This is a genomic window from Niallia sp. FSL W8-0177, from assembly GCF_038006285.1.
GTDB lineage: Bacteria > Bacillota > Bacilli > Bacillales > Cytobacillaceae > Niallia > Niallia circulans_A.
In genome coordinates, this window is sequence record NZ_JBBOUX010000001.1 from 195,667 (window position 1) to 208,231 (window position 12,565).

At 36.9% G+C, this 12,565-nt stretch carries 10 protein-coding genes; 9 read left to right on the plus strand and 1 reads right to left on the minus strand.

The genetic code is table 11. From position 1 onward, the window contains the following. Positions 1-12 precede the first annotated feature (12 nt). Genes NST77_RS00960 through NST77_RS00970 form a run of 3 tightly spaced genes read left to right on the plus strand, consistent with a single transcriptional unit; the run spans position 13 to position 2,912 of the window. Positions 13-1,017, plus strand: coding sequence for a FecCD family ABC transporter permease (locus tag NST77_RS00960; protein WP_123258977.1), 1,005 nt, complete (start codon positions 13-15; stop codon positions 1,015-1,017). Beyond that, complete coding sequence (locus tag NST77_RS00965; RefSeq protein ID WP_095333565.1) at positions 1,014-2,069, plus strand: FecCD family ABC transporter permease; 1,056 nt, start codon at positions 1,014-1,016, stop codon at positions 2,067-2,069. The genes NST77_RS00960 and NST77_RS00965 overlap by 4 nt, the downstream gene beginning before the upstream one ends. Positions 2,070-2,087: 18 nt before the next feature. Continuing rightward, positions 2,088-2,912: an ABC transporter ATP-binding protein gene (locus tag NST77_RS00970; protein ID WP_095333567.1), complete on the plus strand. Its 825-nt coding sequence runs from the start codon at positions 2,088-2,090 to the stop codon at positions 2,910-2,912. 290 nt (positions 2,913-3,202) lie between these two features. Here the strand turns inward: NST77_RS00970 and NST77_RS00975 are convergent, their stop codons facing one another. Further along, the gene (locus NST77_RS00975; protein WP_095333569.1) at positions 3,203-4,318 is read right to left on the minus strand and encodes a glycoside hydrolase family 88/105 protein; all 1,116 of its coding nucleotides are present in this window, start codon (positions 4,316-4,318) and stop codon (positions 3,203-3,205) included. A gap of 187 nt (positions 4,319-4,505) precedes the next feature. On the opposite strand from NST77_RS00975, the gene NST77_RS00980 reads away from it, so the two are divergent. The 6 genes from NST77_RS00980 to NST77_RS01005 all read left to right on the plus strand — a co-directional run bounded on the left by NST77_RS00980 (position 4,506) and on the right by NST77_RS01005 (position 12,511). Further along, a complete protein-coding gene (locus tag NST77_RS00980; protein WP_328588023.1) occupies positions 4,506-5,303 on the plus strand; it encodes a helix-turn-helix transcriptional regulator in 798 nt (265 codons plus the stop codon). 191 nt (positions 5,304-5,494) lie between these two features. Next, on the plus strand, positions 5,495-6,166 hold the full coding sequence (locus NST77_RS00985) for a rhamnogalacturonan acetylesterase (protein ID WP_095333572.1): 672 nt from the start codon (positions 5,495-5,497) through the stop codon (positions 6,164-6,166). Between the two features lie 154 nt (positions 6,167-6,320). Next, on the plus strand, positions 6,321-8,645 hold the full coding sequence (locus NST77_RS00990; protein WP_163185276.1) for a helix-turn-helix domain-containing protein: 2,325 nt from the start codon (positions 6,321-6,323) through the stop codon (positions 8,643-8,645). Between the two features lie 358 nt (positions 8,646-9,003). Then, the gene (locus tag NST77_RS00995) at positions 9,004-10,515 is read left to right on the plus strand and encodes an extracellular solute-binding protein (RefSeq protein WP_163185278.1); all 1,512 of its coding nucleotides are present in this window, start codon (positions 9,004-9,006) and stop codon (positions 10,513-10,515) included. A 142-nt stretch (positions 10,516-10,657) separates the two neighbouring features. After that, positions 10,658-11,593, plus strand: a complete 936-nt coding sequence (locus NST77_RS01000) for an ABC transporter permease (RefSeq protein WP_095333593.1) — start codon at positions 10,658-10,660, stop codon at positions 11,591-11,593. A gap of 33 nt (positions 11,594-11,626) precedes the next feature. Beyond that, entirely contained in the window at positions 11,627-12,511 is an 885-nt protein-coding gene (locus NST77_RS01005) for a carbohydrate ABC transporter permease (RefSeq protein WP_371000469.1), read from the plus strand. Positions 12,512-12,565 lie beyond the last annotated feature (54 nt).

Sequence of the window (12,565 nt, forward strand, 5' to 3'; positions counted from 1 at the left end):
AGGGAAAACTACATGTTACTATTGAATAACAGAAGGAGAATCATTGGGCTTATTATTGGTTTACTATTATTATGTACTATTTTCATTTTTAGTATTGTACTAGGTTACGCCGATACGAGCTTTAAGACAGCCGTACAAGCTTTTCAGCAGTTCAATGGTTCGAATGAGCATATTATTATTAAAGAAGTTCGCCTTCCTAGAGCATTAATTGGAACTATCGTTGGCAGCAGTTTAGCGATTACAGGGGCTTTATTACAGGCACTGACTAAAAATCCATTGGCTTCTCCGGATATACTGGGCATTAATTCAGGAGCCAGTTTTTTTGTCATTATAGGACTTTTCTTTTTTTCTATTAATTCATTACAAGCATTTGCTTGGCTTGCCTTTTTAGGTGCAGCCGCCGCTGGATTTATTGTTTATTTTCTAGGATCTTTAGGTAATGAAGGACTGACACCAATAAAATTAACACTAGCCGGCGCAGCCATGGCAGCCATGTTTTCTTCGTTTGCTCATGGATTTTTAGTCATGAATGAATCAGCCTTAGAAGAAGTTTTATTTTGGATGGCTGGTTCCGTCCAAGGAAGAAGCTTGGAGATTTTATTTTCTGTTCTACCTTATATGATTATCGGAACTTTGCTAGCATTTTTAATTTCTAATAAAATGAATGTTTATAGCATGGGAGAGGATGTAGCAAGAGGACTTGGCCAGCGTACAGGTGCTGTCAAATTGCTGATTGGCATCTCGGTTATCCTGCTTTCGGGCTCGTCGGTTGCAGTAGCTGGTCCCATTGGCTTTATTGGTATCGTTGTTCCCCATATAGTAAAATGGCTGGTCGGTAATGACTACCGCTGGATACTACCTTTTTGCGGAATTACAGGAGGAATCTTGTTATTGTTAGCCGATATTGGTGCTCGATTTATCATTATGCCCCAAGAAGTACCTGTTGGCATAATGACTGCTATCATTGGCACCCCTTTCTTTATATACATAGCACGAAATGGAGGAAAGTCCTCATGAAGAAATATTTATCGCTTAGAACAGCCAATGACAAGGTTTCCTTTTTAGTGGATCGTAGAGCATTATTCCTTACATCTATATTCTTTATCATTCTGCTAGTAGCTTTTTTCATAAGTGCAGGTATTGGAGAAGATTACATTTCTCCTTGGCAGATCATAAGCATTTTATCTGGGCAAGGTTCGGATTTTGACACTTTAATTGTCCAGTCTTTCCGAATGCCGCGAATTCTCTTAGCTATATTGGTGGGGATGAGTTTAGCAGTTGCTGGAGCTATAATACAAGCTGTTGTACGAAACCCTTTGGCTTCTCCTGATATTATTGGAATTACAGGTGGTGCCTCAGTAGCTATTGTCCTATTTTTGGCTTTATTTAGTGACATGAATCATTCATTAACGATAAGCATTAATTGGATGCCTTTAGCAGCTTTTATCGGGGCAGCTTTCGTAGCATTTCTACTATATGTACTTGCATGGAAAAAAGGTGTTTCACCTGTACGTCTCGTCCTAGTTGGAATTGGTTTATGGTCGTTAACAAAGGCATTGACCAACTTGTTCATGATCTTAGGGCCAATTTATCAGGCTAGTCAAGCGAATATTTGGCTTACTGGTTCTGTTAGTACTGCCGATTGGAAAAAGATTCAGATTGCTGCACCTATTATTCTTTTATTATTGATACTATCCTTTATTATGGTAAGAACGTTAAATATTCAAGATTTCGGGGAAGAGATAGTGATTGGCTTAGGTTCTAAAGTACAGCAACAGCGTCTTTTTTTATTACTCATTAGTACAGCTTTAATTGGAACGGCTGTAGCGTTTGCAGGTGGAATTGGCTTTGTTGGACTGATGGCACCTCATATAGCTAGAAAATTAGTTGGTTCTTCTTTTGGTGCGTTATTGCCTTTATCTGCTTTAATTGGTGCAATTCTGGTCCTAATAGCAGATACAATCGGTCGAACTTTATTCCTTCCGATTGAAGTTCCTGCGGGAATATTTACGGCTGCTATTGGAGCGCCCTATTTCATTTTTCTTTTATATAAGCAGCGAAAAGTATAGGAAGGAGAAGTTAAACAAATGGTTCTTTTAGAGACAAATTCCTTGACCTTATCTTATGGAGATACAGTCATTATAGATGATTTATATATGAAGATTCCTAAAGGAGAAATCACTGTGTTTATTGGCAGTAATGGCTGTGGAAAGTCAACACTGTTACGTTCATTAGCTCGTTTATTAAAACCGCAATCTGGATCGATTTTAATTGAAGCACAAAAAATTTCTGAGCTCTCCACCAAAGAAATCGCCAAACAATTAGCAATTCTTCCGCAAGGCCCTGTTGCTCCAGAAGGGTTAACGGTTTTGCAATTAGTAAAACAAGGACGTTATCCATATCAAAAATGGTACAGACAATGGTCGGAGGAAGATGAACAAATCGTTCATAACGCTCTTGAGGCGACTGGTATGTCTGCACTGAGCGACCGTCTAGTGGATTCGTTATCTGGAGGACAAAGACAACGTGCCTGGGTTGCAATGACCCTTGCACAAAATACCAATATTATCTTGCTGGATGAACCGACAACCTATCTAGATATGACCCACCAAATCGAGGTACTAGACTTATTATTCGAATTAAATGAAAAAGAAAATCGTACGATTGTAATGGTTCTTCATGACTTAAATCTAGCCTGCCGCTATGCCAATAATCTAATTGCAATTAAGGATAGATCTGTTTATGTGCAGGGAAAACCGGAAGAAGTAATTACAGCGAAAATGGTTAAAGACGTTTTTAACTTAGAATGTGAAGTGACTGTAGATCCTCTCTTTGGGACGCCATTATGTATCCCTCATGGCAAAGGTCGCAATATTAAAAAATTGCATAGGGAGGCGCTTATTAATAGCTGATTTGTCCGAAATTGCTAAAACGCGTTTAGGGTAGCTATGAAAGTTAATCGCAATTTAGTCGAGATTATCCTCGGATGTTTGGTCTTCCACCAAGGGAGGATTTTAATTGATTCAGAGAAAAATCAGACAAAAGATAATCAGTGCTACTCTATGCTTTTGCTTTTTTCATACAAAGTATCTGAAAGAAATAGGAGAGGAGATTTATCACTAAGGAGAAGGGGCAATGGAGAAGTATTGCCTTTTTACGCGAAAAAAAATCGCCCCTTCATTTTATCTTGTCGCTTACTGACCTAAAGCTGGTTCATTTCGACACACATCAGAATAAAGGCGCCAGCGCCATGTAAATCGTTTTCGCTAGTAGGACGGGCAATATAGTGGTGGTAATCCCCAATACCTGTACCAATGCAGATATTACCAATGATTAGATTTCCATTTGTATCATATTTTAATGTATCAATCACACCTTGATAGCCTTTCTGAGCAAATGGCAAATACTTGTCTTCTAGATAGCCTAAACGGACTGCTTTAGCGATGGCATGAACAAACAAAGAGGAGCAAGAGTTTTCCAGCCAGTTGTCGGATAAATGTCCTTTATCAATTACTTGATACCATAAACCACTTTTCGAATCTTGGTATTTCGTTAAAGCAATTAACAGGTCTTGAAGCATACTTGTCAATGCCTTTTTATCTTTGTGGTCTTCAGGAAGGTAATCTAATATTTCCAAGAGAGCTACAGGAACCCAGCCAATTGCTCTGCCCCAAAATTCTGGAGCGGCTCCAGTAATGGGATCTGCCCATTCGGCAGCTTTGGTTTCATCCCAGCCATGATATAACAAGCCAGTTTCTGGATCCTTCGTATGTTTCTCCAGTAATAGTGCTTGGTGTGTGATCATGTCAGCGTATTCTGTTTCTCCGAAGGTTTTTGCAAACTGGACGGCAATAGGGCCTCCCATATACAATCCGTCCAGCCACATTTGATTTGGATAATGTTCCTTATGCCAGAAACCGCCAGAGGGATTGCACTTTAAGGTCTTTAATAAGGGAACAATATGATAAAGTGCTTTTTTGTATCGTTCATCGCCTGTTTGTTCATAAAGATTGAAAAGAAGCACACCTGGCTGCATATCATCCAGTTCATCTGTTTTTAATTTGGTGACGCTTCCATCTTCGAGAACATGGCTGTCGACCCATTTCTTAATATAAGAAAAATACTTATCTTTTTTCGTCTCTTTCCAGCATTTCTCCATCCCAGATAAAAAGACTCCTTGATGATAATGAAATCGTTCTGGCGGAAGTTGTTCAGGTTCAAATTTAGTCATTATTGTTTCGCAAGCCTTCTCCGCCCATTGAATAGGAGTTAAAGTTTCATTTGCCTTCACATAAGTACTAGATTCAGAGAATGTCATCCAGATATTCCTCCTTCTTAAATATAAGACTAGGGTAGCACAGAAATATGTACTTTTTTTGCGAAAAAGTCTAAAAACTTCTTATATCTTGCAATTTTAAGTGCGTATAATAAAGAGGGGCAATGGGGAAAGGGAGGGGAATAAACTGAGAGATATTTTATTTCATAATGCGGAGGAAACATTCATAGTGTCTCAGCGAAAAGCATTGAGCCATCATATGCCAACTAATCATTTCCATAGTACATTTGAAATCTACTATTTAATCTCTGGCAAACGGGAATTTTTTATTAAGGATCGAACCTTAGTAATTCATCAAGGAGATATTGTCATTATTTCTCCTAACATCCTCCATCGGACAACAAATACTGAAAAGCCAAAACATGAGCGATTTATAGTTAATATTCATGAAAAACATCTCGCGCAAATAAGTCCTTCTTATCTAGATATTTATCAACCATTGTTTGAGAATGATTACCTTATTATTAGTTGTCCGCTGAATGAGTTACTTACTATAGATAGTCTTACGCAAAAGGTTATTGAGGAGATTGAAGAGCAAAGACCAGGCTGTGAAATTTATGCTCAAACATTGATCCTGCAGATGCTCATTATTTGCTGCCGGCATATTAAGCAACACAACATGCAGCCAATAGAATCGCCGAGCCTGATGCACGAAAGAATCTCGGAGGTTGTACGCTATCTCAACAGCCATTATATGAACAAGCTGTCGCTCCAATCAGTGGCAGAGAAATTCTATATTAGTCCATACTACTTAAGTCGTTTTTTTAAAGAGGCAACTGGGTTTACCTTTGTAGAGTACTTGAACAGTGTGCGGATTAAAGAGGCAAAGAAGCTATTGGAGAATTCCTCTATGAAAGTAAATTTGATTTCCAAGAAAGTTGGCTTTGGAAGTGTTACCCATTTTGGCAGAGTATTTAAGGAAGTGACCGGATATGTTCCATTACACTATAGAAAAATGAAGAGATAGGAAAGGTGATGATTGAATTGTCAGAAAGAATATTTACAAGACTGGAGTATTCTGCTAAACTAAACGAGAATTGTTAACGTTAACATTTTGATGATGATTTGTATATAAAGAATAAGACTATCTGTACTTTTGGAAGAAAATGAAAGCGTAAACATTACTTATCCATACCAACGAAGGATGGGAGACTTTTTATGAGGGCAAAACAGATTAGAATTTTTCTTGCGTCAGATTCAACTGTTCAGAAATATGAGGAGGAGAAATATCAAGGCGGCTGGGGAGAGTTCCTGCAAGATTATTTCACAAAGGATGTGCAAATAATGAATCATGCAATCGGAGGAAGAAGCTCGAAAACCTTTGTCGAGGAAGGCAGATTAAAAAGAATAACAGAGGAAATGGGTGCAGATGACTATTTATTGATCCAGATGGGTCATAATGATTCTACCAAAAGCAGGCCAGAGCGCTATACAAATCCTTTTACCACTTATAAGGAATATTTAAAGCTTTATATTAAAAGTGCGAGAATGTGTCAGGCTGAACCAGTATTAATAACTCCAGTTGCTCGATTACATCAGGAAAATGGGGAATTTATCAATGATTTCCCTGATTACTGCCAAGCAATGAAGGAAGTAGCTCAGGAAGAGAATGTTCCCTTACTGGATTTAATGGAAAGAAGCCTAAGCTTATTTGCAAAAATGGGCTATGCTGAAGTCGTTTCTTTTTTCATGGTATCGGTAAATAATACAGATCATACTCATTTTACAAAAAAAGGGGCGAATAGAATGGCAAAATTGGTTGCAGAGCAAATAAAAGAACAGATTTCTCGACTTTCCCCATATATATTAGTAGACACATACAAAGGATAAAATACTGCTATTCATGCTGTATTCCTATAAAACATCTATTCTAGTAAAAGAGTCGATGTTTTTGAATCCTCGCTATCGATACAACTTTTTAGAAAATATGTAAAACAATAGAACTGAAATCCATGGTGATACGCAATATATTGGGGTGGTCTTAATGGAATGGAATAGTTTCTTGAAACGTTTTCGCTGGAATGGAAACTTCCATCGAAATAGTTTTATTCTGATTTTGCTTATTACGAGTATTCCAGGTTTGATAACTGGTATCTTCATCTACTGGTTTGCCGTAGGCAAAGTAGAAGATGAGATTATGTTATCAAACGCTAATCAAATTGTTCAAAGAGCAAATAATATGAATGAACAATTTCGATACATAGAGGAATATGCAACCCATTGGGCATTTGAGCCGCGCTTTGGTGATTCCTTAAAAGATATCGACTTTGTAAAACAATTTACAGAGACTAATGATATAACTAAAACCTTATTATTATTGCAGGGGAGTCATAATTTAATTAGTAATGCAGTGCTTTATTTAGATTTTGATAAACCAATATTATTTGAGCCCTCCTACAATCCCTTGGATGAAAAAAAGAGTGATTTTTATCGTGGCTTACAATCTAAAGAAGCGGGGCTTCATTGGATAGAGTACGATGATAATAAAAATGACGATAATAAAAATTTAGCTTTTGTTAGTGAACTTCCCATCACTAGTAAGCAGCCGTTCGGATCCATTATTGTGACTATCGATCAGATGAAACTGCTTGAATTATTAAGGACACTGACTCCATATGATAATGGAGCAACGTTTCTATTAAATGAAGATAATAAAGTTATGCTTTCTTCCAATAGTACGAATCAGTCTAATTTTATTGATGCCCTAAGAAAAGAATTAGAGAAGCATAAGGAGAGGAATGGTTCTTTTCCATTTGAATACAACAAGATTATGTATTCTGTTTCTTTTGGTGATTTTGCACGTATGAATACAAATTGGAAGTATGTTTCTGCAGCACCAATGTCCTCTATAACAGCACCAATCGTTTTTATTTCAAGAATAATCCTAATTATAAGTGGTTCGGCCCTTATTCTCGCATTTATATTGTCCTGGTTTACTTCCATTAGAATTTATTCTCCTATTAGAAAACTTTTACAAAATTTAGCTGGTGACGAAACAAAGACTTTTAAACAATACGGCAAAGATGAATTCTCTATTATCGAGCATCGTTGGAAGGAGATGTCTCATAAAAGTAATCTAATGCAAGATACACTTTTGAAACAATTAATAGAGCTGAAGAATAGTTTTATATATAAATTAATACAAGGATACTCCTTCCATTATCATGAGGAAGACTTACGCCGAAAAATGGAGACATATGGCTGGGATTTGCAAGAGCAGTCTTTTATTGCTCTTGATCTTCAATTAACAGGAATGGCCGATTTAAAAGAAAGCTTTTCAGATAAAGATGAAGAGTTAATTACCTTTATGACGATTAATATCATGGAAGAGCTCGGGCAGGCAGCTTTTAAACAATTTAATGTCATAAAATTTTCTGATTTATCTGCAGGAATGCTCGTTATTTTCCCCAGTGATTCCTCCATCAAAAAAGAGTTATATAGCTTTGCGAAAAATGTAACGGATGCTGTTAATAAAATATTGAATTTACAAGTAACACTAACCATAAGTCATACAACAAATAGTGTGAAGGAAATTCCCTACATATTTGAAGAAGTGCGGACAGGAAAACGATTTAGAACGTTTGAAAACATTAATCAAATGATTGATTTACAGGAGCATAAAAATAGTGCTTGTGAGGCAGATTTTCACTATCCTTTTGCTACGGAAAAGGAAATACTGAAAGCTATTCGCATGGGACACAAAGAGGATATAGAAAAATTAATCAATAAATTTACGCAAGACTTAACAAAAAAAGAGATAAGCGAAATTTACATCCAACAAGCTGTTCTGCAATTATTTAGCAGTATTCAGCATGAGATATTGCATTCAGGGATTCATCCGAATGACTTGTATGAAGGGAGAAATATGTTCCGGGAGCTCTCACAAATGCGGGATCTTATCCGCATTAATACTTGGTTAATAAAGGATGCTATCACCCCATATATAGAGAGATTAGAAGGCAGAAAGAACTTAGAACTTAAAAGAATAGTCGAACAAGTAGTGAGCAAATTGGAAGAAAACTATATGAATGATATTTCTTTAGAAAGCTGCTCTGACGAAGTAGGAACAAATCCATATTCTCTTAGTAAAGCATTTAAGCAAATTGTTGGGATTAATTTTATTGATTACCTCACTCAATTACGAATGGAAAAGGCGAAAGAGCTGCTTATCCATTCTGATATGAAAATAAATGACATCGCTGAAAATGTAGGGTACAGGCATAGTTATTTTAATCGTATCTTTAAAAAAAAAATGGGGGTGCCACCTAGCCAATTTCGCAAACGGAATCAAGAATCTGCTTCTCTATAAGGGAATGAAGAGTTGAAAAAAAGCAAAAAAGGCTAGTTTGCCAGAGCTGAACCTATTCAAGTTTATGGTTCAGCTCTATTTTATTGATTTTAACGGTGCAAAGAATGATATACGATAATACTTTTTTGTAATGAGTTTAAAAGGAGAATGGCAAGGAAGTGTTAAACGAGCAAAAAAGTGACTATAGGGAACTAAAACATTGATTTAACAAGTTTTTTTTACAGACAAAAAATGATAATTGTTAGAAAAATGAAAGCGGTTTATTTTTTAAAATATAGCCCAACGCAATGATTGGAAAGTTCCTAGAAGTTGAGGCAATGCTAGGTAGAAACTAATTTAATTATCGGGGGGATCCTAAATGAAAAAAAGTAAGAGTATTGGTAAAAAAGTAGCAATACCTGTATTATCAGCTATTATGCTTTCTTCCCTAGTAGCATGCAGCAATTCGGAAGAGTCATCTGCCAAAAGTAATGGGAAATCAACTATTACTATTATGACAACTGCTTATACAACTACACCTCCATCAGATGACAGTCCGGCCCTAAAGGCGCTGGAAAAGTATACGGAAATGGATATTAATGCAGAATTCGTACCTAATTCCGTTTATACAGATAAGTTAAATGTCACCTTAGCTTCAGGTAAACTGCCTATGATCATAATGATTCCAGGTAAAATTCCAAGCTTTGTAAGCGCTGTGCGAAATGATGCCTTTTGGGATCTTACCCCATATTTAAGGGAATACCCAAATTTGAGTCAAGCAAATGAAATTACCTTACAGAATAGCGCTATTGATGGGAGAATATATGGGATTTATCGATCAAGACCTTTAGGAAGAAATGGAGTCTTTTTCCGCAAAGATTGGTTGGATAATTTAGGATTAAGTGAACCGAAAACAATTGATGATTTATATAACGTCTTAAAGGCGTTCACAACAGATGATCCAGATGGGAACGGAAAAGATGATACTTACGGTATGACGATTTCGAAATGGTTTGGACCGTTTGATATTATGCAAACATGGTTTGGCGTACCAAATAAATGGAGTATCGAAGAGGATGGTACACTGCAGCCAGACTTCATGTCACCGGAATATATGGATGCCTTGAAATTCTTTAAACAATTGTATGACGAAGGATTAATTAATGAGGATTTTGCAGTAATGGATACAGCAAAGTGGAATGAACCGTTTCAAAATGGAAAGTCAGGAGTTCAGATAAGTACATTGGATGATGCCCATCGCAATCAAGAAGCAATGGAAAAGATCGATCCAAAGTTCAAAGATGTAGTAGATGTTATAGGTGCTGTTTCCGGACCAAAAGGACTGTTTAATCTTCCTACTTCAGGATATAACGGAATACTAGCCATTCCTAAATCCAGTGTAAAAACAGAGGAGGAGCTTAAAAAGATATTATCTTTCTTAGACAAAGTAAATAACGAACCAGCGCAAACAATAGCTTATGCTGGAGTTGAGGGGCGTCATTATGAAATAAAGGATGGGGAGTTTATTCCTCTTGTAACAGCTCAAGATCCGGAATCTACTGAATATACCGATCTTAACCAGTTTATCCCAGGTATTCCTGGTGAAAACTTCAAGCATCCAGAATTTACAGCGCTTCGATTAAAAGAAAACGAACTAATGAAAAAGAATGAAGAGATTGTTGTTGCCAATCCTGCCGAATCCTTACTATCAACAGTGTATGCACAAAAAGGGCAGCAGTTAGACAACATTATCAATGACGCTCGAATTAAATACATTGTCGGCCAAATTGATGATAAAGGCATTGAAGATGCGATTAAATTATGGCGCAGCTCCGGCGGAGACGACTATATTGAAGAAATAAATAAATTATATAAAGAAAGCCAGAAGTAACCAGCAAGTTAAGAGACTGGCAGTATATTAAACTGCCAGTCTCTCTTAAAGACAGTGAAATTAAAGAAGGGAAGGAGAGGAAATTATAATGGCAAAAGCCAGTACGCAAGTGACAGAACCAGAAACAGACATCGCCCACTCCATGATAGGAACTACTGTGCAGCAAAAGCCCAATCTTTCTAAGTTCCAACGTATTTTGAGAGATAAATGGCTTTATATTCTATTACTGCCAGGTTTGGCGTATTTCATTGTATTTAAGTATCTTCCCATGTGGGGAATTGTCATAGCCTTTCAAGATTATTCCCCTTTTACAGGCATATTAGGAAGCAAATGGGTAGGGTTTGATAATTTTATCGATTTCTTCAAAAATCCAGATTTTTTTCGATTATTAAATAATACAGCTATTTTTGCAGTGCTAAATTTGGTGTTTTTCTTTCCAGCCCCTATTATATTGGCACTTCTTTTAAATGAGCTGCGGGTTAATTCATACAAAAGAGTGGTTCAAACATTTATTTATGTGCCGCATTTTATGTCGTGGGTAATCATTGCCAGTATTACGTATATCTTTTTTACAACAAGCGGTGGTGTGGTGAATGATATTGTTTCTCAAATTTACGGTAAAAACATTGATTTTCTCTCTTCTCCAGATTGGTTTCGCCCATTAATTATGATGCAAATTATTTGGAAGGAAACGGGCTGGGGAACGGTAATCTTTTTGGCAGCACTAACAGCAGTTGATAAAGAGCAGTACGAAGCAGCGATTGTCGATGGTGCAGGAAGATTACGGCGTTTATGGCATATTACTTTACCTGCAATAAGAAGTACGATAATTGTTATGCTTATCCTCCAGCTTGGCCGTTTTCTTGACACAGGCTTTCAACAAATCTATTTAATGTCCAATTCATTAAACCGCGGCGTGGCGGATGTATTTGATACGTATGTATATTTTGTTGGTATTACCCAAGGAGCATACAGCTATAGTACAGCAGTTGGTCTCTTTAAGTCTGTCATTGGCATTATCCTCGTTTTGGGGTCCAATAAATTAGCGAAGAAAATGGGAGAGGAAGGAATCTTTTAATGTTGAAAATTCAAGGAGGTGTGAAAAATGGCGATGCCCAAAATGCATAATACACGGGGAGGGCGTATATTTGATGGCTTTAACGTAATCCTTTTAGGCATTATCGGAATCACGATGATTCTGCCGTTTTTATACATTATTGCAGGATCGTTTGCTACAGAGGCAGAGTTAACCACAAGGAGCTTTTTTATCTGGCCAGAAACCTTTACCCTTGATGCATATAAATATATTTTTTCGACAGGAACTTTTACACGGAGTATTCTCGTATCGGTTGGGATTACATTAGTTGGGACTTTGATTTGTCTATTCTTTACCTTTACAATGGCTTATCCATTATCACGGAAAAATTTAATTGGACGAAGCCTGTTGATGAATATGATTGTCTTTTCCATGTTATTCAGTGGAGGGATGATTCCTACTTATATTGTTGTTAAATCATTGGGATTATTAGATTCCTACTGGTCATTAATTTTGCCAGCTGCGATTAACCCATTCAATTTAATTATTGTCAAAACCTTCTTTCAAGGGATACCAGTGGAATTAGAGGAAGCGGCGAAGATGGATGGATGTTCCGAAATGGGAATTTTTTTAAGGATCATTTTACCTTTATCCAAGCCGGTCCTTGCCACTTTTGCCTTATTTTATGCGGTTACCATCTGGAACGATTACTTTCATGCACTATTGTATATTAGCGACAGCGCAAAATGGCCTGTACAGGTCCTGCTTCAACAAATTATTATTTTATCTCAAGGGAACTTGGCTGATACCGCTTCACAAGGAGTAGAATATGTAGCCCCGCCAGCACAATCATTAAAATTGGCTGTTGTCGTAGTAGCTACCTTGCCGATATTAATTGTTTATCCATTCCTGCAAAAGCATTTTGCTAAAGGAATGTTATTAGGATCTGTAAAGGGATAAGTTTTAACTTTAATACCGATGGCTGATGACCGAAGAACGGTGGAATATAAGGAA